The organism is Brevibacillus sp. NRS-1366, from assembly GCF_050467985.1.
This window is the reverse complement of the sequence record NZ_JBITPN010000011.1, coordinates 144,801-166,841: the sequence shown is the minus strand read 5'-3', so window position 1 is coordinate 166,841 and position 22,041 is coordinate 144,801. Positions and strand designations below refer to the sequence as shown.

At 46.3% G+C, this 22,041-nt stretch carries 22 protein-coding genes and 1 riboswitch; of the genes, 18 read left to right on the top strand and 4 right to left on the bottom strand.

Going from position 1 to position 22,041, the window contains the following annotated elements:
• Window positions 1–68: 68 nt before the first annotated feature.
• The 4 genes from ACIFQN_RS06350 to ACIFQN_RS06335 all read right to left on the bottom strand — a co-directional run bounded on the left by ACIFQN_RS06350 (window position 69) and on the right by ACIFQN_RS06335 (window position 4,133).
• Complete coding sequence (locus tag ACIFQN_RS06350) at window positions 69–1,403, bottom strand: FAD-binding oxidoreductase (RefSeq protein WP_429832281.1); 1,335 nt, start codon at window positions 1,401–1,403, stop codon at window positions 69–71.
• 129 nt (window positions 1,404–1,532) lie between these two features.
• Window positions 1,533–2,195 (bottom strand): methionine ABC transporter permease, encoded by a 663-nt coding sequence (locus ACIFQN_RS06345; RefSeq protein ID WP_429832202.1) that lies wholly within the window; start codon window positions 2,193–2,195, stop codon window positions 1,533–1,535.
• Window positions 2,195–3,232 (bottom strand): methionine ABC transporter ATP-binding protein, encoded by a 1,038-nt coding sequence (locus tag ACIFQN_RS06340; RefSeq protein ID WP_429832201.1) that lies wholly within the window; start codon window positions 3,230–3,232, stop codon window positions 2,195–2,197. Before ACIFQN_RS06340 ends, ACIFQN_RS06345 begins: the two co-directional genes overlap by 1 nt.
• Window positions 3,233–3,302: 70 nt before the next feature.
• Window positions 3,303–4,133 carry a MetQ/NlpA family ABC transporter substrate-binding protein gene (locus tag ACIFQN_RS06335; protein WP_429832200.1) on the bottom strand — a complete coding sequence of 277 codons (831 nt, stop codon included), beginning with the start codon at window positions 4,131–4,133 and terminating at the stop codon, window positions 3,303–3,305.
• Window positions 4,134–4,260: 127 nt separating this feature from the next.
• A riboswitch (SAM riboswitch) is annotated at window positions 4,261–4,363 on the bottom strand.
• Between the two features lie 210 nt (window positions 4,364–4,573).
• On the opposite strand from ACIFQN_RS06335, the gene ACIFQN_RS06330 reads away from it, so the two are divergent.
• The 18 genes from ACIFQN_RS06330 to ACIFQN_RS06245 all read left to right on the top strand — a co-directional run bounded on the left by ACIFQN_RS06330 (window position 4,574) and on the right by ACIFQN_RS06245 (window position 21,674).
• On the top strand, window positions 4,574–4,930 hold the full coding sequence (locus ACIFQN_RS06330; RefSeq protein ID WP_429832199.1) for a DUF2294 domain-containing protein: 357 nt from the start codon (window positions 4,574–4,576) through the stop codon (window positions 4,928–4,930).
• A 320-nt stretch (window positions 4,931–5,250) separates the two neighbouring features.
• Window positions 5,251–6,324: an ABC transporter substrate-binding protein gene (locus tag ACIFQN_RS06325; RefSeq protein ID WP_429832198.1), complete on the top strand. Its 1,074-nt coding sequence runs from the start codon at window positions 5,251–5,253 to the stop codon at window positions 6,322–6,324.
• Between the two features lie 84 nt (window positions 6,325–6,408).
• Window positions 6,409–7,341: a nucleoside hydrolase gene (locus ACIFQN_RS06320; RefSeq protein ID WP_429832197.1), complete on the top strand. Its 933-nt coding sequence runs from the start codon at window positions 6,409–6,411 to the stop codon at window positions 7,339–7,341.
• A 26-nt stretch (window positions 7,342–7,367) separates the two neighbouring features.
• Window positions 7,368–8,189 carry an ABC transporter permease gene (locus tag ACIFQN_RS06315; RefSeq protein WP_429832196.1) on the top strand — a complete coding sequence of 274 codons (822 nt, stop codon included), beginning with the start codon at window positions 7,368–7,370 and terminating at the stop codon, window positions 8,187–8,189.
• Window positions 8,190–8,194: 5 nt separating this feature from the next.
• Window positions 8,195–8,983, top strand: coding sequence for an ABC transporter permease (locus ACIFQN_RS06310; protein WP_429832195.1), 789 nt, complete (start codon window positions 8,195–8,197; stop codon window positions 8,981–8,983).
• A gap of 15 nt (window positions 8,984–8,998) precedes the next feature.
• Window positions 8,999–10,060: an ABC transporter ATP-binding protein gene (locus ACIFQN_RS06305; RefSeq protein ID WP_429832194.1), complete on the top strand. Its 1,062-nt coding sequence runs from the start codon at window positions 8,999–9,001 to the stop codon at window positions 10,058–10,060.
• A 17-nt stretch (window positions 10,061–10,077) separates the two neighbouring features.
• Complete coding sequence (locus ACIFQN_RS06300) at window positions 10,078–11,787, top strand: adenine deaminase C-terminal domain-containing protein (protein WP_429832193.1); 1,710 nt, start codon at window positions 10,078–10,080, stop codon at window positions 11,785–11,787.
• 465 nt (window positions 11,788–12,252) lie between these two features.
• Window positions 12,253–13,608 carry an MATE family efflux transporter gene (locus ACIFQN_RS06295; protein WP_429832192.1) on the top strand — a complete coding sequence of 452 codons (1,356 nt, stop codon included), beginning with the start codon at window positions 12,253–12,255 and terminating at the stop codon, window positions 13,606–13,608.
• Window positions 13,609–13,852: 244 nt separating this feature from the next.
• Complete coding sequence (locus ACIFQN_RS06290; protein WP_429832191.1) at window positions 13,853–14,530, top strand: MgtC/SapB family protein; 678 nt, start codon at window positions 13,853–13,855, stop codon at window positions 14,528–14,530.
• Between the two features lie 20 nt (window positions 14,531–14,550).
• Window positions 14,551–14,775, top strand: coding sequence for a hypothetical protein (locus ACIFQN_RS06285; protein WP_429832190.1), 225 nt, complete (start codon window positions 14,551–14,553; stop codon window positions 14,773–14,775).
• A 13-nt stretch (window positions 14,776–14,788) separates the two neighbouring features.
• Complete coding sequence (gene fumC / locus ACIFQN_RS06280; protein ID WP_429832189.1) at window positions 14,789–16,177, top strand: class II fumarate hydratase; 1,389 nt, start codon at window positions 14,789–14,791, stop codon at window positions 16,175–16,177.
• A 343-nt stretch (window positions 16,178–16,520) separates the two neighbouring features.
• Window positions 16,521–16,649, top strand: a complete 129-nt coding sequence (locus ACIFQN_RS06275) for a hypothetical protein (protein ID WP_429832188.1) — start codon at window positions 16,521–16,523, stop codon at window positions 16,647–16,649.
• Complete coding sequence (locus tag ACIFQN_RS06270; protein ID WP_429832187.1) at window positions 16,650–17,522, top strand: hypothetical protein; 873 nt, start codon at window positions 16,650–16,652, stop codon at window positions 17,520–17,522. It abuts the gene before it with no gap.
• Window positions 17,523–17,569: 47 nt separating this feature from the next.
• Window positions 17,570–18,139 carry a hypothetical protein gene (locus ACIFQN_RS06265; protein WP_429832186.1) on the top strand — a complete coding sequence of 190 codons (570 nt, stop codon included), beginning with the start codon at window positions 17,570–17,572 and terminating at the stop codon, window positions 18,137–18,139.
• A 182-nt stretch (window positions 18,140–18,321) separates the two neighbouring features.
• Window positions 18,322–19,014: a response regulator transcription factor gene (locus tag ACIFQN_RS06260; RefSeq protein ID WP_429832185.1), complete on the top strand. Its 693-nt coding sequence runs from the start codon at window positions 18,322–18,324 to the stop codon at window positions 19,012–19,014.
• Window positions 19,004–20,116: a sensor histidine kinase gene (locus ACIFQN_RS06255; protein WP_429832184.1), complete on the top strand. Its 1,113-nt coding sequence runs from the start codon at window positions 19,004–19,006 to the stop codon at window positions 20,114–20,116. Before ACIFQN_RS06260 ends, ACIFQN_RS06255 begins: the two co-directional genes overlap by 11 nt.
• Window positions 20,117–20,227: 111 nt before the next feature.
• Window positions 20,228–21,121, top strand: a complete 894-nt coding sequence (locus ACIFQN_RS06250; protein WP_429832183.1) for a D-alanyl-D-alanine carboxypeptidase family protein — start codon at window positions 20,228–20,230, stop codon at window positions 21,119–21,121.
• Window positions 21,114–21,674 carry a VanZ family protein gene (locus ACIFQN_RS06245; protein ID WP_429832182.1) on the top strand — a complete coding sequence of 187 codons (561 nt, stop codon included), beginning with the start codon at window positions 21,114–21,116 and terminating at the stop codon, window positions 21,672–21,674. The genes ACIFQN_RS06250 and ACIFQN_RS06245 overlap by 8 nt, the downstream gene beginning before the upstream one ends.
• Window positions 21,675–22,041: the final 367 nt, after the last annotated feature.

Below are 22,041 nucleotides of genomic sequence, written 5' to 3'. Positions count from 1 at the left end.
ACGAATATATGGTCATTTTCCACCAAACTTTCCGTGAACAATGTTAGAATGGAAGCTTTATGGAAAAATTAATCAAACAATTTTCCTGGATTCAAGATGCCGTTTGGGTCAAACTGCTGTTTAATCAGCTTCATCAAGGGCAAGGTATCGGGATGTTCTTTCTGGAGATACTTCTTTTTCCCAATGCCGATCCCGTGTTCACCCGTGCAGGTACCGCCCTTTTTCAGGGCATATTCGACAATCCTTTCATTTACTTCCTCGGCTATTTGAACTTCCTTCGGGTCTTGCTTGTTGAACATGAGGGTCGTATGGAAATTGCCGTCCCCCACATGCCCCAATACACCTCCAGTAAGGCCGCTCTCGTCGATGACGGTGCGTGCATAGACTACTGCATCGCTTAGTTCTGACAGGGGGAGGCATACGTCCGTCAGCATCATCTCTTTCCCCGGGTAACCGTGCTTGAACGCATAGGCCAAATGATGGCGAGCCTCCCACAGCTTGGCTCGTTTTTTGGAATCCGTTTCGACTAAAAAGCCCTCACATTGATGTTCCTCCAGCAATTCATGGGCAAAGGAAACATCGTGTGCCAGTGCGGCCTCATTGCCATGGAATTCGAAAAACAGCGTAGGCTGCTCAGAATAATCCGTGTCGCTGTGTACATTCACTTGTTTGATGGATGCACTGTCGACCAGTTCGACGCGGGCAATGGCTAGCCCGGCAGAAAGCAAGGAAACAGCTCCATCCACGGCAGCTTTCACAGTAGGGAACGTAGCACGACCTGCGATAATCGTCTCGGGAATGCCGTAAACCCGCAGCGTAATTTCGGTAAAAGCACCCAGGGTGCCCTCCGAACCGACAAAAAGACCCGTGAGATGGTAACCAGAAGAGGATTTGGCAGATAATCCGCCCGCATGGATGATACGGCCGTCTGCCATGACAACCTCTAGATCGCGTACCTGGCTGCGCATAATCCCGTAGCGTACGCTCGTAGTCCCACTCGCATTCGTTGCTGTCATTCCGCCAATGGTAGCGTCGGCACCCGGATCGACCGGAAAAAAGAGCCCGAATTTTTTCAACGCCTGGTTCAATTGGTTACGTGTGACCCCTGGCTGGACCCGAACAAGGAAATCTTGGGGACGGATCTCGATGATTTGATTCATCTGCGAAAAATCAAGAGAGATGCCACCTTTTAAGGGTATGCAATGTCCCTCAAGGCTAGACCCCACTCCAAAAGGTACGACTGGTATGCTTCTTTCGTTGGCATATTTCATGATGGAAACAACTTCGTCAGTAGAGGCAGGGTAGACAACGACATCGGGCAAAACCGGGGCATGGTGGGATTCGTCTTTACTGTGCTGCTGCAGAGCTGTCTCGTTAACGGTAGCGCGATCATCTGCTGTCATCTTCTTCAGGTCTTCCAATAACGAATCGGGGATGGCGTTCAAGGCAAATTCCTCCTGTAAAATTGAGTTTCTTCTATAAAATAGGAACAAAACCTCTAACAGCATGACAATGTTAGAGGTTCAAAAGGATTACGCGCTTTTTTTCAATTTTCTAGCTGCCCAGTTACCGAGCGATTGAATCAATTGTACCAGAACAACAAGTATGATGACGGTAATGATCATCACTTCAATATCCCATTGCTGGTAGCCATAACGCAGAGCCAGGTCACCGAGGCCGCCCGCACCTACTGCTCCTGCCATTGCGGTTGCCCCAATCAATCCAATGGTGGCAATCGTCAGACACAAAACGATGCCAGGACGTGCTTCACGAAGCATGATGCGGTAGATAATTTGCGTCCGAGAAGCACCCATAGCCCGATAGGCTTCAATCACACCGCGATCGACGTCAAGAAGTGCGGTTTCCATCAACCGTGCGATGTACGGAGCCGTGTAGACAATGAGGGGAACGATCGCCCCTTCGATCCCGATAGAGGTGCCTACGACTAATTCCGTAAAGGGAATGATGGCGACCATCAAGATAATGAATGGCAAGGAACGGACGATGTTGATGATCGTGTTCATGCTGTGATAGATAAATTTGTTGGGAAACAAGTGGTTGCCTTGCGTGATTACGATCACTATCCCTAATGGAATTCCGATCAATGTAGCGATAAACAGGGAGATTCCGACCATGATGACGGTCTCCTGCAGCGATTGCCCAAATACGGGAATCATCTCTGTCAAACGATCCATTACCTCATTACCTCCTCTCGCGTCACGACATCTACGTTGTAAACGGCATCCCGCAAGAAATGGATTCCGTCTTGGACGGCTTGTTCCTCACCGGAGATGTGCAAAAGCAAAATGCCTAGTGCCGTTCCTTTGATCGAGGTAATCGAGCCGTACAATAAATTGGTGCTGACCGGAAAGCGTGCAGAAAGCGTTCCGAGGACGGGATCAAGTGCAGCATCTCCGCGAAAAGCGACACGTAAAATCTTTGCGGCAGGCCCAGTCTGTTTAATCTTCGTCAAAATTTCAGCAGGTACTTCGTCGTCAAAAATGGTTTTAATAAAATTGCGGGTGGTCGGCTGCTGCGGATTGCTGAAAATATCGAGAACCGCCCCTTGCTCGATGACGTGACCGTTTTCCATGATGGCGACGTGGTCGCAGATTTTTTTGATCACTTGCATTTCATGCGTAATCAACACAATGGTCAGGCTGAATTTCCGATTGATATCCAAAAGCAGCTCCAGGATAGAATCGGTAGTCTGTGGGTCGAGCGCTGAGGTGGCTTCGTCACAGAGCAGAATTTCTGGATCGGTAGCCAGGGCACGAGCGATGCCGACGCGCTGTTTTTGTCCGCCTGACAATTGAGAAGGATAGGAGTTCGCCTTGTCTTCCAGGCCCACCAGTCGCAGGAGATCTTCTACCTTTTGTTTGATCACATCTTTTGGCACCCGGTTCATTCTGAGAATCTCTGCCACGTTGTCAAAGACGTTGTAGGAGGACAACAGGTTGAAGTGCTGAAAGATAATGCCGATCTTTTTGCGCGCTTGGCGCAGCTCTTTTTCTTTCAACGCAAGCATATTCTGACCATTTACAATCACAGTGCCGCTAGTCGGTTTTTCCAGCAGATTGATGGTGCGAAGCAGGGTGCTTTTCCCCGCTCCGCTAAAGCCGATTACCCCGTAAATCTGGCCTTTCTCCACGTTCAGGGATACGCCCTTTAACGCTTCGACCTGCTTGCTTCCAACGTTATACGACTTGTGGATATCGGTTAGCTGTATCATTTTCTGGCGTCTCCTTGCTGTTCGAGAATGTCGGTCGCTCCTCGGCGAACAGGCCTCGATATGGGTTTTTTTACCAGGATGGGAGCACAGAACCTTCAAAGCGTTCTTCGATGAATTTTTTTACTTCTTCCGAGCGGTAAATATCAACAAGCTTTTTGTAAGCAGGATTATCTTTGTTTTTGTCATTTGCAACGAGAACATTTACATAGGGAGAATCAGATGTTTCTGCAAAAATGGCATCCTTTTTAGGGGAGTAGCCTGCTTCCATCGCAAAGTTGGTGTTGATGCTCGCTGCTTCTACGTTGTTCAGGGAACGCGCCAGGAATGCTGCTTCGAGCTCTTTGAATTTCAGGTTCTTCGGATTTTCTACGATGTCCAATGGAGTCGCATTGTCGCCTGCGCCATCTTTGAGTTTGATCAATCCTGCCGCCTGATAGAGCTGCAGGGCGCGTGCGCGGTTGGATGGATCGTTTTGGATACCGACAACGCCGCCGTCTGGAATCTCTTCTACTTTCTTATGCTTAGTGGAGTAGAGACCCATTGGGTAAGTCACGGTTTTTCCGATAATCGTCAGATTGGTTTTGTGATCTTGATTAAACTTGTCCAGGAAAGGGATCGTTTGAAAGCTGTTTATGTCCAGGTTGCCTTTATCAAGAGCTTGATTAGGCTGCACGTAGTCGTTGAAGACGACAACTTCCACATCGAGACCTTGTGTTTTTGCGACTTCTTTTACTTTGTTCAAAATTTCTTCGTGTGGACCGCCAGTAACGCCTACCTTGACGCTTGTTTGCTCAGCAGCGCCAGAAGCTGGCGTCTGGGCGGCTTCCTGTTTACCTCCGCAAGCGGTAACCAGCGAGGCAGCAAGCAGCAGTGTAGTGAGTAATAAACCTGTTTTTTTCATTTGAATTTCTCCCCATTCCATAATGTTTATATCTATTTTGAAAAGTGAAAACGAAAGGAAAAAATAAAAACCTCTTCCGAGAATAGAAGAGGTTAAACCGTCATTATTAAACAGTTGTAGGATACCTCTCTTATCTTCCGGAATGTTTTCCGCTGGAATTGGCACCATATCTATTTAGATAGGTTGCCGAGGTATCATAGGGCCAGTCCCTCCACCTCTCTTTATAAGAGAACGCTTTATTCAGTTGAAAAATATAAATCCTGATTAGGATAGTTGGATTATATCCCGCGTTTTTAAACCTGTCAAATGTTTTTAGAAAATAATTAACTTCAGTGAAAATGATTAAATTGGTCAAAATACGAATGATAACTTGATTGAGGACGAGATCATATGTATAATGGGAAAAAACAAACCTGATATATGCTCTCACAGGTGATGTCATGACACTATTGGATACGAATGAATTCAGAAAAAAGCTGTCTGCGATTTATAATGAGATAGCGAAAGAGTTGTTCGGGTTTGGAACGACTTTACTGAGAGTAACGATTGAGAATCAGATGATTACCTTCTATGCCAAGCATCGCCGTTCTCCACGCTCTGCTGCGTTGGAGGGTGAGGCCCCAGCCCTCAAGCTCGAGGTCGACTTCCGAATGTCGCTTCTATATAAGAGAAAGCTTCGGGAACGATTGGAAGAGGAAATGGGTCTGAACATTGAAGCTGTCTTGAGAGATTACGACGCTGCTACACAGCTTGCGATTACGAATGTTATTTTAGTGGAATCAGAACTGAATACCTGACCAAAGCAATTTGGATTTTCTCTTTTGATCTATCTTAAGGGAAGACCATGAGCTTTTGGCAAAACGGGTGTCGCTTCTCTTTGTTTACGAGGAAAAGTGCTCTTGTTTAGAATGAACGATTCTAATCAAGGGTACTTTTCCTTTTTTTATTTAACAAATATTTCCTTTTTGAAGGGTGTGGTTGATGAATAGATAAGGGCAAAGAGTGGAACAGTAGGGGGTTTATCAAAGGTTGCAGGCTGCATAAAAAAAGAAAGTCGTTGAATCCTAACAAATGGAAGGATAAGGCGCGACGATACTTGATATGGAGGACTATCAAAATGAAAAAATTACTTAAAGGAATCCTTTCCTTTTCTGCACTAACGCTCGCACTTGCAGGATGTGGCAGCAGTGAACAACCGCAACAAGGCGCTGCTGGTGGGCAAGCCAAGGGTGAACCGACAAAGCTGGTTATCTCGACATGGGGTTTTTCCGAAGACTTCTTCCGCAAAGAAGTATATGAACCGTTTGAAAAAGAGCATAACGTCAAAATTGTTCTGGAAATCGGGAACAACGCAGAGCGCCTCAATAAAATCCGCCAAGGCAGCTCTGACGTCGATCTGGTTTATCTTTCCGATTATTATGCACAGCAAGGTATCGACAATGGCGTATTTGAGAAAATCGACCGCAGCCGCATTCCGAACCTGAATGAAATCTACGATATCGCCAAAGCTCCATTGGGTGAAGACTACGGCCCTGCCTATACGATCGGACAATTCGGGATTGCCTATAATCCGAAGCTCGTCAAAACCGAGATCAAAGACTGGAGCGATCTGTGGAATCCAGAGCTGGCAGGAAAGCTCACGCTGCCAAGCATCACCTCTACGACTGGCCCGATGATTCTCGACACTGCATCGAAAGTAGCGGGCAGCATGGAATTCAACGAAGACCAGGCTTTTGCCAAAATGAAAGAAGCCAACAAGAGTGTAGTCAAGTACTACGACAAAACATCCGAGTATGTAAACATGTTTAGCCAAGAAGAAATTGCAGTTGGACCGATCATGGAAATGTACTTCAAGGATATTCAGGCTGCAATTCCTGAAGCGAAGTTTGTAGCGCCGACAAGTGGTGGATATGCTGTAATGAACACCGTGAATATCGTAAAAGGTAGCAAAAACAAAGAGCTGGCAGAGGACTTCATCAACTATCAATTGAGCAAGGAAGTTCAAGAAAAAGCCGCTAAAGCAAAAGTAGACTCTCCAGTAAATACCGCTGTTAAGCTTACCGATGAGGAAGCAAAAGGTGTGACTTATGGCGAAGAGACAATCAACAAGCTGCAAAAGCTGGATATGAAATTCGTCAATGAGCATTCCAAAGCATGGATTGATCGTTGGAACCGTGAAATCACTCAATAAACTAGCTTCAATCGGACAAGGGTATAAGTGTTTGATTTATACCCTTGTTTTTTTCCGTGATACAAACGAAAAGGAGGCCCACACTTGAAGCAAAAAATCATTCTTGATGTGGATACCGGTATTGATGACGCCCTTGGGATCATGCTTGCAGTGAAAAGCGGCCAGTTTGATCTCGTCGGAATCACGACAGTCAATGGAAATGTCTCGCTGGGGAAAGCTACTGAGAATACGTGCAAGATTCTAGATTTGCTGCAAATGGGAGAGCAGATTCCGGTCATTTCCGGAGCGCCACAGCCGCTGCTCCGTCCTGTTTTTTTCGAGCACAGCGTCCATGGCGAGGATGGATTGGGTGGCGCACTGCGCAACGTGGAAATCAGCACCAAGCCGTCAATAGGCTTTGCACCAGATTTTATCATTGAACAAGTGCGAAATCAGCCTGGGCAAGTGACACTTGTCATGACAGGTCCTTTGACCAATTTGGCGCTGGCTGTTAAAAAGTGCCCAGAGCTCGCCTCGCTCGTAAAAGAAGTCATTTTTATGGGTGGCGTCGTCAAGGAGCATGGAAATGTGACCCCGGTAGCCGAGTACAACATGTATGTAGATCCAGAGGCGGCCAAGGTTGTGTTTCATGCCGGGTTTCCTGAATTAACACTGGTTGGATTGGATGTTACGCGAAAAGTACTGCTGAACGAAGAGCATATTCGCGAGCTTGGCGATACATCGATTGGACGTTACGTGAAACAAAGCACCTCAGATTATTTACAGCGCTACTTTGAGCGAAATGGTGTACGGGCTTGCGCGATGCACGATCCTTTGGCTGTAGGAGTGGCGTTGTCCAAAGACCTGGTGACGACGAAAAAGCTGTATGTCGATATCGAGACCAGAAGCGAATTATGTGACGGACAAACGGTCTGTGATTTTCAAAACCGGTTGAAGAAAGAACCAAACATGAATGTCTGTCTGGACGTGGATGCCGATGCATTCTTTGTGCGTTTTATCCGTGCGTTGAAAGCCTGACGATACCGTGAACAGGAGTTAATGGAATGAAAAAAAAGGGTCTTTATCTATTATTGCTGCCTGGCGTGTTGTTTTTGACGTTGTTCATGGTCATCCCGATCGTGCTCACCATTGCGTCCACCTTCTATAAAGAAGGTAGCTTTACTTTGCAAGGATACCTCCAGTTTCTTACCGACAAGTATTTTATGAAGATTTTGCTGACCACGCTGCAAGTGAGCCTGGTGACTACCATTGCTTGTATCTTGCTCGGGTTTCCTGCCGCTTATTACATTTCAAAGCTGGGGCCGCGTAAAAAAGGCATCCTGCTCGCTTTAGCGATTTTTCCACTGTTGACCAGTTCTGTCGTTCGTTCATTCAGTTGGATGATTATTCTTGGAAAAAAAGGGCTTTTAAACAGCTCCCTGATTTCAATGGGATTGATTGAAAAGCCATTGGAAATATTGTATACCCCGACCGCGATGATGATCGGTTTGATCCATTTGTTCCTGCCGTTGATCATTATTACACTGGTTGGCGTGATGGAAAACATTGATCCGGATTTGATCAAGGCTGCAGAAAGTCTGGGAGCGTCCAAGTTTACGGCGTTTCGCAAAGTCATTGTGCCGCTGAGTGTTCCAGGCCTGATCATCGGCAGCATCCTCGTTTTCGTGGGCAGCTTGACTGCCTACACGACGCCTGCCCTTCTGGGTGGTAAACAGCGGGTGATTTCGACGTTTCTTTATCAAAATGCGATCACGCTCAATGACTGGTACATGGCCTCGGTTATTGCCACGATTATGATTGTGATTACTTTTGTGGTGATCTATGTGATGAACAAATTGGCTACGAAATTAAATCCGAAGGGGTAGAAGCTATGCAGGAGAAAAATCGCGGGTTGGCCCTGTTTACGCTTCTCGTATTTCTGTTTTTGCTAGGGCCGCTCATTATCATATCGTTTACATCATTTGAGCCAGGTACCGTTTTGAAATTCCCTCCGGAGGGTTTTTCCTGGCGATGGTACGAAAACATTTTTAAAGTGGAAATGTTTTTAACTACATTTAAAACATCCATGTTTGTTTCGTTGATTGGCAACCTCCTGGCGCTCGCTTTGGGAATTCCGGCTGCCTATGCGCTAAGCAGATTTTCGTTCAAAGGGAAGGCAGCGCTCAATGCGATCTTTATTTCACCCGTACTGATCCCGGGGATTGTAATGGGCTTTGCGATGCTCAAGTATGTGATTGTCGTGTATCATTTGCCAATTTACGCGGGTCTGTTGGTTGGCCATACCGTTCTGATGCTGCCTTTTATCATTCGGGTCGTAGCATCCAGCCTGTCCAACTTCGACTTCGCGATCGAGGAAGCAGCGCTTAGTCTCGGCGCTGGCCGTTTGGCAACATTCTTCAAGGTGGTGTTGCCCAACATTCGATCCGGCATCATCGCTGCTATTCTGATTGCTTTTCTGGAGTCGTTCAATAACGTAGACATCTCTGTTTTCATGACAGGGCCGGGGGTAAGTACACTGCCGATCCAGATGCTAACGTATGTGGAAAACAACTTCGACCCTACAATCGCTGCCATTTCGGTGCTGCTCATGATCATTACGGCTATTCTCATGTTCATCATTGAACGTCTGATGGGGCTTTCCTACTTTACTAAACGATAACGGAGGCATCAAACCATGGCATTGCTCACGCTGGAAAACGTATCGGTTGCCTATGACAATCAGTACATTTTGAAAAACTTCAATTTGAATATCGAAAAGGGACAGCTCATTTCCCTTTTAGGGCCGAGCGGTTGCGGGAAAACGACGACACTGCGTCTGATCGCTGGTTTTCTGGAAGCAAAGGATGGACGCTTCTTGTTTGACGGCAAGGATTATACGCGTGTTCCGGTCAATAAACGGAATTTCGGATTTGTGTTCCAAAGCTATGCGCTGTTTCCTCATCTTTCCGTGTTTGATAACGTGGCGTTTGGCCTGCGGCTGCGCAAGGCAGACGAGACGGAAGTAAAAAAGCGCGTGCATCAAATTCTGGACGTCGTGAGTCTGGGCGGATTTGAAAAGAGGTTTCCCAAAGAACTTTCCGGCGGACAAAGACAACGTGTGGCGATTGCGCGGGCATTGGTGATTCAGCCTGACCTGCTTTTGTTCGATGAGCCTTTGAGTAATCTGGATGCCAACCTGCGGATCAATATGCGCGTCGAAATTCGCCGTATTCAGCAGGAGCTGGGCATTACCACTGTATACGTGTCCCACGATCAGGAGGAGTGCTTCTCTATCTCCGATCAGGTAGCCATTATGAACAAGGGAATTATTGAACAGCTGGATGATCCCGCAACGATTTTCAAATACCCGAAAACAGAATTCATCGCGCGTTTTATCGGTTTTACCAATTTCATTGAATTTGGTGAGCGGACAGAGCAGAACGGGGAGATCGGCCTCCGCGTTGGTGACCATCACTTTGTTGCGGCTAAAAACCCGGGTACGGCAAATCCGTCCGGGAAAAAATGCGCGATGCGGCCAGACGATCTGCTGGTAACGACAGAAGAGGTTGTCGATCAGGGCATGAACCAGCTAAAAGGCAGTGTAAAAGTCAGCACGTTCCTGGGACGCAGCTATCAATATGTCGTTGAGACCGATTTGGGCGATTTCACGGTCAATCAGGAGATGGAGACCCCCTACAAGAGCGGCCAAAAAGTCAATCTGCTATTTCCAAAAGACAAAGTGGTACTGGTGGACTAAAGACAGGAGGGTTTTTCGTGAAAGTCGATTTGTTGATTCAAGACGTTCAGGTCTACAACAGCTATTTTAAAAAGTTTATCAGGGGAAACGTAGCTGTTCTGGACGGGAGATTCCTATATATTGGGAAGCGTGATACCGAGACATTCGAAGCTGACGAGCTGCTAGCGGGAAACGGGCGCTACATGATTCCCGGTTTGGTAGACATCCATCTGCATATCGAGAGCACGATGGTGACGCCAGAGACGTTTTCCTATGGCTTAATCCAAAACGGAGTGACGACCATCGTGCCAGAGCCGCACGAGATGGCCAATGTATTCGGTATCGAGGGGATCAAGGAAATGATCCGCGCCAGTCGTGACTGTGTCGTTGATATGAAGTACGCGATCCCAAGCTCGGTACCTGCGACATCTATGGAAACCACCGGTGGCTCTGTCGAGATTCCCGATATGGACGAGCTGCTTCGCGCAGAAGAAATCATTTGCCTGGGCGAAATCATGAACTATGTGGATATCATCAAGGATCCGGATTGCAAGACCAATCAGATTCTGGAGCATATTCGCAAAGAGTATCCAAAGCTTGTCATTGAGGGACATTGCCCGAAGCTGCTCGATCTTGATTTGCATCGCGTGATTTACGCGGGGGTCGACTCTGACCATACGCATCAAACGCTGGAAGGCATGGAAGCGAGAATCGCAGCGGGCATGTTCCTTGAGATTCAGGAAAAGTCGATGACCGAAGAAGTCATGAACTATTTGATCAACGAAGATGTTTCAGAGCATTTCTGCTTTGTGACAGATGACGTGATGACCGATTCCCTCTACAATCGCGGCCATCTCAACCATATTGTGAAAAAGGCGATTCAAATGGGGATGCAGCCGGAGCGGGCGATCTATGCCAGTACGTTTACGCCAGCCAGACGGATGCAGATGACAGACCGCGGAGCAATTGCGCCGGGCAAGATAGCTGATTTCATGCTGGTGTCCGATCTCTCTGAGCTGACGATCGAGCAGGTGTACAAGAACGGAAAGAAAGCTTTCGACGCGGGCGAGGAATACCGTCAAGTAGTGAAGCCAAAGCAGTTCCCGGCTCATTTTTATGAAAGCATTCAGCTCTCGCCTTTATCCGAAGAGGATTTCCGGGTAACCGTGGATGCGCCTGACAACCGTTATCCGTGCCGAGTCATGCTGGTGCAGAACGGCTCGACCTTCACAGAAGACCATCGAGGCATTGTAGAAGTAAAAGAAGGACAGCTATGCTGGGAAGAAAGCCCGTATGGGTTGATCACGGTTATCGAACGCTATGGAAAAAATGGCAATCGCGGCTACGGGCTGATCAGCGGAGATACGATCAAGCGTGGAGCCGTCGCAACGAGCTACTCGCATGACAATCACAATCTCTTGGTCGTCGGTCACAATCCACATGACATGATGATCGCAGCCAATGAAGTCATCCGCAACCAAGGCGGCTTTTACGTTGCCTGCGACGGAAAAGTAATTGCCAGCCTCCACTTGCCGGTAGGCGGCATCCTGACAGAGGAACCACTCGAAAAAACGGCAAAAGAAGTAGAACAATTGCGCAGAGCGATGGAATCTCTCGGCTACGATCACTACAACCCGATCATGTCCATCAGCACACACTCCCTGCCGGTCAGCCCTGCTTTGAAAATCACTGACCTAGGCTTGATTGATGTAAATGCAGGAAAAGTAGTGCCTTTGCTGTTGATGTAGAAAAAGTGAAGAAGTGGAAAAGTGAAGATGTAGGCAAGTGAAACGGGTAGAACCCGGGAGAAAAATCCCGGGTTCTTTTCATATTTTTTCTTCCCGTGACGCCCTCACACCCAAACGGAATATATCTAAGGCTGGTGAGAGGAAAAAGGGGAAAAAAGCGAAGATCTTTGGGGACCAGCCGAGGCGGAATGGAAAAAGAGAAACACGATTTTAAGCGTCCACCTCTGAGAAGCTCCCTGACCGGCTACTTTGGACGCGGTTTCTCTTTTTTCATGGAGACGTACAGGAATGACCCCTCAGCAGGGGACCCAAGAATCTGGAGCGTTTTCCTCTTTTTCCTCTCCTCCCCTACAGCCCACACCATATTCGATTTTTCCAAATTCTTTCTTTTTGCTGAATTCCCCCTGCTTTTGCTATATTATTATTTCGTATGTTCCAAGTCACAAAGCGTAAGGAAGTAAAAAAATGAACGAAACCAAATCATTAAAAGAGAAGTGGCGCCAGTTTCTTACTGTCTTACTTCCCATTCTCATATCGCAGCTAGCTCTTTTTTCCATGACATTTTTTGATACGATCATGTCTGGGCACGCCAGTCCGACAGATTTAGCGGGAGTGGCAATCGGGTCTAGTTTATGGGTACCTGTACAGTCTGGACTGACTGGGATTTTAATGGCAGTAACACCAATGGTAGCCCAGATGCTTGGAGCGCAGCGTAGAGATCAAGTTCCTTTTACGATCATTCAAGCGTTGTATGTTGGTATCGCCATTTCTATTGCCGTTATCCTTTTCGGAGCTTTGGCTTTGAACCCTGTTCTGAACATGATGCAGCTGGAACCGGAAGTGCGCGAGATTGCCATCGGCTTTTTGCACGCGATTGCGATTGGAATCATTCCGTTGTTTCTTTATACGGTGATCCGCTGCTTTATTGATGCGCTGGGCGAGACTCGGGTGACGATGATCATTACCTTGTTTTCCCTGCCGATCAATGTCTTGCTCAACTATGCATTTATTTTTGGCCATTTCGGATTGCCCCGCCTTGGCGGTATTGGAGCAGGCTACGCTTCTGCGATTACGTACTGGTGCATATTATTGATCAGCTTGTATGTCGTACAGCGTGTGCATCCATTCGTAGAGCTCGGGGTGTTTACCAAGTTTTACCGCGTCTCTTTTGCCGCTTGGAAAGAGCTGCTCAAGCTGGGACTGCCTATCGGATTCTCGATCTTTTTTGAAGTGAGTATTTTTGCTGCGGTGACGCTCTTCATGAGTGAGTACAGCACCGTTACGATTGCTGCTCACCAGGCGGCGATGAACTTTGCGTCGTTTATTTATATGGTACCGCTCAGTATTTCGATGGCCTTGACGATTGTGGTCGGTTTTGAGGTAGGTGCCAAGCGATTCCGCGACGCTCGCCAATACAGCTATTTGGGAATAGGAATCGCCCTGGTCTTGGCGCTTTTGTTCGGCTTGGGATTGTTGGTGTTTAATAAGCAGGTAGCTGGATTTTATACCACAGACCTGGAAGTATTGGAGCTTGCCCAGCATTTCCTGATGTATTCGATCCTCTTCCTGATCTCCGATGCGGTGGCTGCGCCGATCCAAGGTGTTTTGCGCGGGTATAAGGATGTAACCATCACTTTTATCGTTGCGCTCGTTTCCTACTGGGTAATTGGTCTGCCGCTGGGTTATGTGCTTGCGAAATTCACTTCTCTGGCGGCTTTCGGCTACTGGATTGGCTTGATCACCGGTTTGGCAGCAGGGGCGATCTTCTTGTTTGGTCGTCTGCTCTCCTTGCAAAACCGAATGGTGAGAGCCCATTCGTAGTAGAAATCGAAGTAAAAACCAAAGGCTATGCGGAAAATCCCTGGTGAGAGGGGTTTTCCGCTTTTTGCATGAAGAAGGAATGGGGTGCTTACAATAAGCAAAGATGCTTTTTAGACGGCGAAAGCCTATCTTTTTGCCTGTATCTAAAAATTTCTCTCCTATTTTTAGAGGAGAGCGTATATACTTTCTATAATAGTTGATGGAAGAAAAGCTAACATGAAGATGAAGAAGGGAGGAGAAATCAATGGCGTATGATTTTTTGGTGAAGCTGGGTGTCGCTATGTTTTTAGGGTTGTTGATCGGAATGGACCGACAGTTAAAGCATAAGCCGCTTGGCGTAAAGACAAGCATGGTCATTTCTGTAGCAAGCTGCCTGATTACGATCGTTTCTATCGAATCTGTCCATCGCTTCTCCTTGCCCGGACATACCAATATGGACCCACTGCGCTTGGCAGCCCAAATTGTAAGTGGTGTCGGTTTCCTCGGAGCAGGTGTGATTTTGCGGCGAAGCAATGATGTAATTTCCGGCTTGACCACTGCTTCCATGGTATGGGCGGCGTCTGGGCTGGGCATTGCAGTAGGGGCTGGGTTTTATTTTGAAGCGGTCACTGCGACGATCCTGATCATCCTGGCGATCAATCTGTTTCCTTGGATTTTGAGGTGGGTAGGTCCCAGTTCCTTGCGTCAACGCGATTTGTCGATCAAAATTGTGGTGCAGGGCGGCAGCAATCTCGATGACGTGTTCAAACAGATTAAGCACTTGGATATGCAAGTGAAACGGGTAAAAGTAAAAGACGTGGAAAACCATCAGCAAAAGCTGGAGATGATGATAAGCGCGTCTGAAGAAACGTATACCACCGATATTTATACCCTGTTAAAAGAAGTAGATCATGTCATTTCCGTAGAAGTAGAAAGCAGGTAAAAGAGAGCCAAAAGACCGAAATGAGCCAAGAAGAAAGGCGTTTCGGTCTTTTTGCACTTTGCGCAGTCTTCTGGCTTGATAATAACAATGAAAATCATTATCATTTTATTGAAGGATTGATTCCTTGCAGTTTTCATCCTGAAAAGGGAAAAGGTGGACATGATAAAGAAGGAATTCAACAAGTACCCGGTGGAGGACCTGTGAATGAAGCCTGTCACAAAGCGAGGCAGCTACCCTACGTTTAAGGAGGATGCGGTCATGGAATTCAGAATCGAGAAGGACACTTTGGGGGAAATGAAAGTCCCAGCGGATAAATTATGGGGGGCGCAGACGCAGCGCAGCTTCCAAAACTTTGAGATTGGCGAAGAAAAGATGCCGCTCACGGTGATTCGCATGTTTGCCATCCTGAAGAAAAGTGCTGCACGCGCCAATCAAAAGCTGGGTAAGCTGGATGCCGAGAAGGCTGAAGCGATCGTGGCAGCTTCGGACGAAGTGATTGAGAGCAAATGGAATGAGCATTTCCCACTTGTCGTTTGGCAAACTGGCAGCGGTACTCAGTCCAACATGAATGTAAACGAGGTCATTTCCCATCGAGCCAACCAATTGCTCGAGCAAAAAGGCAGCGCGGCGCGAATTCATGCCAACGATGACGTGAATAAATCGCAAAGCTCCAACGATACGTTCCCCACAGCCATGCACATGGCAGGTCTTGTGGCGATTGAGGACCAAGTACTGCCTGCTCTGCACATGCTTCAGCAAACCTTGCGACAAAAGAGCGACGCCTACATGGAGATCATCAAGATCGGCCGGACTCATCTCCAGGACGCGACTCCGCTGACGCTTGGACAGGAAATCAGCGGCTGGACACGGATGCTGGAAAAAACGGAGAAAATGATCAAGGAAAGCAGTGAATACTTGCGTGAGCTGGCTATTGGCGGTACAGCAGTCGGAACCGGCATCAATGCACATCCTCGCTTTGGAGAGATGGTGGCAGAAGAAATCAGCCAGGCAACAAATAAGAAATTCGTGACTGCACAAAACAAGTTCCACGCGCTGACGAGCCATGATGAGCTGGTACATGTTCATGGCACTTTGAAGGCACTGGCAGCAGATTTGATGAAGATTGCCAATGATGTGAGATGGCTGGCAAGCGGTCCGCGCTGCGGCATCGGAGAGATTGTCATTCCTGCAAATGAACCAGGGAGCTCGATCATGCCTGGAAAAGTAAATCCAACGCAAAGTGAAGCCATGACCATGGTCGCCTGCCAGGTAATGGGCAATGATGCGACGATCGGGTTTGCGGCGAGCCAAGGGAACTTTGAACTGAACGTGTTCAAGCCCGTCATCATCTACAACTTCCTGCAATCGGCAAGACTGCTTGCAGATGCGATGAAATCCTTTAACGACCACTGCGCCATTGGAATTGAGCCAAACCTGTCCGTCATCAAGGAAAACCTGAACAACTCCCTGATGCTGGTCACTGCACTCAATCCGCATATCGGCTACGAAAATGCGGCTGCAGTAGCCAAGCTCGCCCACAAGGAAGGCATTACGCTCAAGGAAGCCGCGATCCGTAGCAACCTGCTTACAGAAGAGCAATTTGACCAGGTAGTTCGCCCCGAGCAAATGATTCATCCGAAAGAATAAGAAGTGTAGCGATCCGCAGATGTATAGCAGCCGCCTTTCCTACCAGCCGATGGTCTCCATGCCATCGGTTTTGTTTATACTATCGGAAAGTATAAAAATTCTAAGGATGATAGAATACGTGCTACTTTGGAATTAATCTAATACTTATCTTCTGCATTGTCACTGAAGGAAGCTACTTCCGGTGGGAAAACATAGGTCAAATAGTATTGCCAGAAGAATAAGACCACCCATGAACATAGTAATTTATTACCATTTTACAATATTATACAATGTATTAACCGACGCATTGTTTACATATTTGGTAATATATAGTAGAAAATACAAAAACCAAGGAGATGTATCCGTGAAAAAAGCTTTGTTTGTGCTACTCTCTGCTGTAATTGTTTCCGCTACTGCCCCAGTCTCAGCTCTTGCAACTGATCATGACAATCTAAAGCAATCAAAAAGGTTTACTTCAGTAAAAAGTGAATGAATGGCAGAAGGATTTTTTAATGAAGATGCCGACCACTATGCCTATGTGAATGAGCTTGTAAAAAACATGGAGGAAAAAGGCGTTGAGTTTTCTCTAAAAGAAAATGAAGTTGAGGACTTAAGTGATGAATATGTAAACTCCCACCCGCGTGAGTACAAAGAAAAAATACGCAATTTAGACAAATTAGCGTGGAAAAAAGAATTAATAGCACTAGCAAAGCAACAAGAGAGGATGAGTGAAGTCCAGAAAAAAATTGATAAAGATCGAAAAAAGGGAAATTTAAAAGACCAGTATGAAGTTCAATTTTCTGATGGTACCATTTTTAAAGTGAACTTTAATACTTCCGAAGTAGATCCTGAAAGGGCCAAGGAACTAACTAAAAATCTTGCTTTAGCTGAATTAAGACCTCATAAAGCTGGTCCATGGAATGGCACCACGTATATTGATACATTAACAACCCCAGACAAATCAGGAAACTATAGTAGTGGCACAACTTGGGAGTTTAGACAAAACTCAAATATTTCAAAGGTAGGAATTGCCCATCATTTTTACTTGAATAACAATAATACACCTGGTGATATAATGGATGATGCTGTGAGTACAAATACATCAGCAACACAAGGCTCGGCAGCAGGTTATGGCATAGTTGAGGTTGTAGAGGAACCTGTTGTTAACGCGTTTACTTACGCTAAGGGAATTTCAAATTACATCCAATCTTACAAACCGGCAAAGGCTACCGTATCTCAATCTTTCTCTGCTGCATATTTAGGATTGTCTATCAATGCAGGTGCCAAAGCAAGCTGGAAGCAATTCTCAATTAGTGAAGTCGAGGGACCAGGCATTTGTTACATGTTTGCTGCAACTTACAAATAAGAGTGGGGGACAACCCCACTTTTATTTTAAGGAGGATATCTAATCGAATGAGAATAAGTAACATATGCTTAGTGGTTCTGTTTATTTTTTTGATAGGATGCCAAGATAACGCAATAGAAAGAAAGACAGAGTCAATTGTTTTTGAAAGTACAGAAAAAAATCTGGTTTCCATAATAAATCAAAAAATTAATGAGAAATTCGGTGTCAAAATTGAAGATTTTAAGGTAACAAAGCTATTACATATTGAAGACAATACTTTTGGTCAAATTATATTTAGGACAAACGGAACTGAATATGAAGGTTCAATATATGCAAAAGAAAACAATGGTGTCTGGGATATAATTAATATGGAGACATTAGAAATGGATGTAAAGGCTCCATTTACTAAATTACAAGTAGTTGGTGACATACCAAATTCAGCAACAAATTTCCACATAATAAGTGGAATAGTTAATGATGAACGAATAAAATCAATCGAAATAACGTATCCAAGTAATGAATCTTCAGTAATTATGATTGATGACTATAAATCCTATTTTGATGTTAAACTCGGTGTGCGAACTTTCAGTAAAGTGATTGCTTACGATGAGGAATTCAATGAAGTAAGTTCATACTAGGTAGTTTCATGTAAGGATAATTAAATCCTGCATATACAAACGAGGGTGGGGTTGTCGCTCCTTTGCATATGCAGGATTTATCTATTTTCTGTTAATCCCAAAGGAGCAAAGCAATATATACCTCTTTAAACTTTCTTTAGGATTATTTGCTATAGTGAGGCTACAAACAATACGCTTCGGAGGTGACGGAGATGAGGATTCTGATCGTGGATGATGATAAAGAAATTGTGGATCTTTTGGCAATATATTTGGGCAACGAGGGCTATGAGGTCGAGAAGGCATTTGACGGCTTGGAAGCACTGGAAAAGCTGGCGCAAAAAGAGATGGATCTCGTCATTTTGGATGTGATGATGCCCAATCTGGATGGTATCGAGGTAACCAAACGAGTACGGAAAAACTCGCAGATTCCCATCTTGATGGCGAGCGCCAAGACGAACGACATGGACAAAATCATGGGACTGATGACAGGCGCAGACGACTACGTAGTGAAACCGTTTAACCCACTCGAAGTGATTGCCCGGGTCAAATCTCTTTTGCGCAGGGCCAATTACAGTCACAAGCATAAGCAGGAAGATGTGATTGAGGCTGGTCCGCTCATCATTGACAAGCGAAGTCATGTCGTCCAAACCAAGGAAGGCATTCCGATTAAATTGACCGCGCTCGAGTTTTCCGTCCTGTTCCTCTTGGCGAGCCACCCGAATCGAGTCTTCAGCTCCGAAGAGATTTTTGACCGCTGCTGGAAAATGGAGAATTACGTATCCTACAAGACCGTGATGGTGCATATCAGCAATCTCCGAGAAAAGCTGGAGAAAGCGACGAGCGGGGAAAAGGTGATTCAAACGGTCTGGGGGGTAGGCTACAAAATTGAAGCTTAAGGCAAAGGATTTCCTGCGCATCCTGCTCGACCTATTGCTGAGCCTGCTGATCTTTTATGCTGTCTTTCAAACAGCAGCCTTTCTCGCCAACAATTATTTGTACAACATCCCGGAAATCAGAAATTATGTCTGGCTACTCAGGCGCAACTTCGGAACAGATTCTTTTAAAATACCGATCATCTTGCTCGCTACCGGCTTGTTTACGGCGTGGACCTTCGTACGCATCCGCAAATATATGGAGCAAAAGCAGATGGAGCAGATTATATCCGAGCTGCATTACATCGCAAAAGGGAATTTTAACCACAAAATCTCCATTCGCCCCACTGGCAGTCTTGGAAATGTTGTCGATAGCATCCATGCACTGGTCAAAAGCACGCTGGATGCGATGGAAGAAGAGCGTCGGCTGGAGCAGTCCAAAGATGAGCTGGTCACCAATGTTTCCCACGATTTGCGAACGCCGTTGACCTCCATCATCGGTTATTTGGGATTGATTGAACAAAACAAATACCGTAATGAGGAGCAAATGAAGCAATACACGCATATCGCATACGAAAAGGCCAAGCAGATGAATGTGTTGGTCAGTGACCTGTTTGAATACACCAAGGTACGAAATCGCGGGGCGAATTTGATCCGCACCAGTTTTGACTTGGTTGAATTAGTGGAACAAGTCTGTGTAGGCTTTCGCGTAGCTGCCCATGAAGTGGGACTAAGTATGCGGGTAGAAACGCCGGATCAGAAAATTGAAATGGTAGGAGATACAGACAAGCTCGTTCGCGTGTTGGAGAATCTCATTTCCAATGCCATCAAATACGGCCGGGATGGCTCTACCATTGTTGTTCGCGTGTTTCATCACGAGCAAGGTGTGGCTTTTTCGGTAGCAAACAACGGTGCGCCGATACCAGAAGCTTCTTTGCCCAATTTGTTTGAACGTTTTTATCGGGTAGAAACATCGCGGTCCCAAGAGACAGGGGGCTCTGGACTCGGACTTGCCATTGCCAAAAGCATTATCGACCTTCATCAGGGCAGTATTTCTGCCGAGAGCACGAATGAGTGGACGACCTTCACGGTATGGCTGCCGCTCCATTTCTCACCCATTTCATAAATCCTTTACTTTTTCTTTACCTTTCATTTTGGTTTTGTTTATTCCATAAGTCTATCCTTACGACATGAAGGAAAGATCTGTGTTCATGTAGGTATGGGAGGGCTTGTTTTTATGAAAAGGGGAACACTGCTGCTGCTCTTGCTGGCTTCCGTCGTTGGTTTTGCATTTTTTCGTAATGAAATTCCAGTGGAGGCTGACTTGGCGGATGGACAACTGCTAATCAAAACGGAAAAGAAGGACATAAACCTCGATGCACGGGCAGCAATTCTGCTCGATGGCCAAACGGGTGAAGTAATGTATAGCCAAAATGCGGATGCGCCTTATCCGGTGGCAAGCATGTCAAAAATGATGACGGAATATGTGCTCCTGGAAGCGATCAAGGAGCAGAGAGTGGATTGGACAGACGAGATTCCCGTCTCCGGGAATGCCAGTGCAGCGGGGGGAGCCAAAGTGAACCTCGTCGAAGGAAAAACGTACCCGCTCAGGGACTTGTATGAGGCGATGGCAATCGGTTCTGCGAACAATGCTGCTGTGGCAATCGGGGAATACTTGGCAGGCAGCACCTCTGCATTCGCTGAGCAGATGAATCTAAAGGCAGCGGAACTCAACCTGAAGTCATCACTTTTTGTAAATGCGACGGGCCTCGCTTATGACTATGGGCAAAATCAGATGACTGCCCGAGAGGCAGGAATGCTCGCCTATCATTTAATCAACGATTTTCCTGACATCGTGAGCTTAACAGCTAAGCCGTATGTGCGATTGTCTTCTACCAAAGAAAAGGTGCAAAACACGAATGTAATGCTGCAAGCCGGTGACCAAACGATGCGGGTAGAGGGGCTGGACGGGTTAAAAACAGGTTTTACGGACGAAGCTGGCTATTGCTTTACAGGAACGGCGAAACGAGGAGACAAGCGTCTGATCGCTGTCGTTATGGGCGCAGAAAGCGACGAAGCCCGCTTTTTGGAGACCAAGAAGCTGATGGAAATGGGGTTTGACATTGAATAACGGGAGAAACCAATACGTATCCACAGTGATGCTGGTCTTACTGAAATACGCTATCTTCGCCCTTTATTTGTTTATGGTCATAAAGGTTCTGCTTCTGAAGTTCGGCCACATGGACATAGACTTGCTGCTTCATCATTGGCAACAAGGCATACGCGATCCGAATATTGTCCTGGAGCGGTTGCGCAATCGAGGCAATCTGGTACCTTTCCACGAAATTCAAAACTATGTAGTTGCCATTCGTGAAACCGGTAGCTGGCACAGTTTCGTCAATCTAGCGGGAAATGTGATCGCATTTTTGCCGCTAGGCTTTATGCTGCCACTTCTTTTTGCAAAAAGGGTCCGGTCATTAGTCAAAGTCGTGTTCCTTTCGTTTCTGTTTAGTTTAGGCTTGGAAGTGACCCAGCTCGTGACCAGTTGGGGCACCTTTGACGTCGATGATATCGTGCTCAACACAACAGGAGGCGCTCTAGGGTACGGGTTTTACCTGTCATACCGGCTTATCTTTTGGTGGAAGTCGAGGAAACCACAGACACTTATCAGCGAGGCTCACTAGCGTCCACCTCATTCAAGACAAAAAGTACCCTTGATGTGCTTTTTTAGTAGCAACGCTTCACGAATATCTTTCAAAAGAATGCACAAGAGAAAAGAAAAGCTGGTAGAGGAAAAAGGAGAAAAAAGCGAAGATCTTTGGGTCGCCGACCGAGCCGTAATGTAAAAAACGAAACACGCTTTTAAGCGTCCACCTCTGAGATGCTTCTCAGACTGACTACTTTGGACGCGGTTTCTCTTTTTACATGGAGGCGGGCAAGGATGTCCCACAGCAGGGGACCCAAGAAGCTGGAGCGTTTTCTCCTTTTTCCTCTCCTCCACTACAGTTTGATCATCCAGCACTTCCCCTTGTTTTGTCTCAATACCTATGA

Coding starts and splice junctions, on each gene's coding strand:
- ACIFQN_RS06350 (WP_429832281.1), bottom strand. CDS start 1,403: ATGACAGCAGATGATCGCGCTACCGTTAACGAGACAGCTCTGCAGCAG.
- ACIFQN_RS06345 (WP_429832202.1), bottom strand. CDS start 2,195: ATGGATCGTTTGACAGAGATGATTCCCGTATTTGGGCAATCGCTGCAG.
- ACIFQN_RS06340 (WP_429832201.1), bottom strand. CDS start 3,232: ATGATACAGCTAACCGATATCCACAAGTCGTATAACGTTGGAAGCAAG.
- ACIFQN_RS06335 (WP_429832200.1), bottom strand. CDS start 4,133: ATGAAAAAAACAGGTTTATTACTCACTACACTGCTGCTTGCTGCCTCG.
- ACIFQN_RS06330 (WP_429832199.1), top strand. CDS start 4,574: ATGACACTATTGGATACGAATGAATTCAGAAAAAAGCTGTCTGCGATT.
- ACIFQN_RS06325 (WP_429832198.1), top strand. CDS start 5,251: ATGAAAAAATTACTTAAAGGAATCCTTTCCTTTTCTGCACTAACGCTC.
- ACIFQN_RS06315 (WP_429832196.1), top strand. CDS start 7,368: ATGAAAAAAAAGGGTCTTTATCTATTATTGCTGCCTGGCGTGTTGTTT.
- ACIFQN_RS06310 (WP_429832195.1), top strand. CDS start 8,195: ATGCAGGAGAAAAATCGCGGGTTGGCCCTGTTTACGCTTCTCGTATTT.
- ACIFQN_RS06305 (WP_429832194.1), top strand. CDS start 8,999: ATGGCATTGCTCACGCTGGAAAACGTATCGGTTGCCTATGACAATCAG.
- ACIFQN_RS06295 (WP_429832192.1), top strand. CDS start 12,253: ATGAACGAAACCAAATCATTAAAAGAGAAGTGGCGCCAGTTTCTTACT.
- ACIFQN_RS06290 (WP_429832191.1), top strand. CDS start 13,853: ATGGCGTATGATTTTTTGGTGAAGCTGGGTGTCGCTATGTTTTTAGGG.
- ACIFQN_RS06285 (WP_429832190.1), top strand. CDS start 14,551: ATGAGCCAAGAAGAAAGGCGTTTCGGTCTTTTTGCACTTTGCGCAGTC.
- fumC (WP_429832189.1), top strand. CDS start 14,789: ATGGAATTCAGAATCGAGAAGGACACTTTGGGGGAAATGAAAGTCCCA.
- ACIFQN_RS06270 (WP_429832187.1), top strand. CDS start 16,650: ATGGCAGAAGGATTTTTTAATGAAGATGCCGACCACTATGCCTATGTG.
- ACIFQN_RS06265 (WP_429832186.1), top strand. CDS start 17,570: ATGAGAATAAGTAACATATGCTTAGTGGTTCTGTTTATTTTTTTGATA.
- ACIFQN_RS06250 (WP_429832183.1), top strand. CDS start 20,228: ATGAAAAGGGGAACACTGCTGCTGCTCTTGCTGGCTTCCGTCGTTGGT.